Genomic DNA, 786 nt, shown 5'->3' on the forward strand with positions numbered 1-786 from the left:
GTTTCAGGGCAGAGGAATTGGGGCAAAGTGTCTCGAACTAGTTGTTAGACATGCGCTTAAAAGACAATCCACTAAGCTAGTTTGTCGTGTGTTTGTAGTGAAAACCCAGCAATCAGCCTGTATGAGTCCAAGGGTTTCGTTAGAACATCTGAAGTCAAAGGGTTGGTTGAAATGGAGATCCCTTTAAGTTCAAACACATAACAAGCAATTTAAGAGGGATTCCCAACGCTTGGCATTTTTGCTTCTACTTCAAATTTAGTGTTTATGGCACAATGCGTTAGGTTGGGTGGTAGCGTTGCTCACCCCTTAATTGGGCGTTATGCTTAATCATGTAAAATCAGTGGTTTATGGTTTTTCTTTGTTCCCTCAGCTTGTCAGTTTGGTGTTTGTCGGCAAGTTGGCTTTTGTGGGCGCTATTTTCTGGACATCCATTCTTGGGCGCTGGAAATTCAGAGAATTGCCTCAATCAATTTTCGGGCAAGTGCGAGGTTAGGGCGGTTGGCTCAATCAGAAATCCATTTCTAGGTTTCAAAGTTCAAACTAGATCTGCCAAAATTCCAAGTCTGATTATCAAAACTATGATTCATTTCGGTTTTCTACGTTTTGGCTTTTGTGTGTAAATCAAAGTCGAGTTAATCTTGTTTTKAGTAAAACGTAASTCATTGAAGCTTAAGCATAACAARGCGTTTAAGAGGGATTCATGCCGCGTGGCATTTTTGGTTTGCAGTGAGTTTTGGTGGTGAAAGTGGTCTGCGGAAACTTGGTTTAGGCGGCACTCACCCCTTA

1 protein-coding gene and 1 pseudogene are annotated in these 786 nt (G+C 41.8%); both read left to right on the forward strand.

What is annotated here, in order from left to right:
- Positions 1-201: pseudogene (locus tag CIK04_RS35295) on the forward strand (GNAT family N-acetyltransferase); the annotation flags it as partial.
- A gap of 474 nt (positions 202-675) precedes the next feature.
- The coding region (locus CIK04_RS31935; protein WP_142995063.1) for a DUF3265 domain-containing protein at positions 676-786 on the forward strand (111 nt) is incomplete at its 3' end.

Source organism: Vibrio sp. 03_296 (assembly GCF_002265885.1).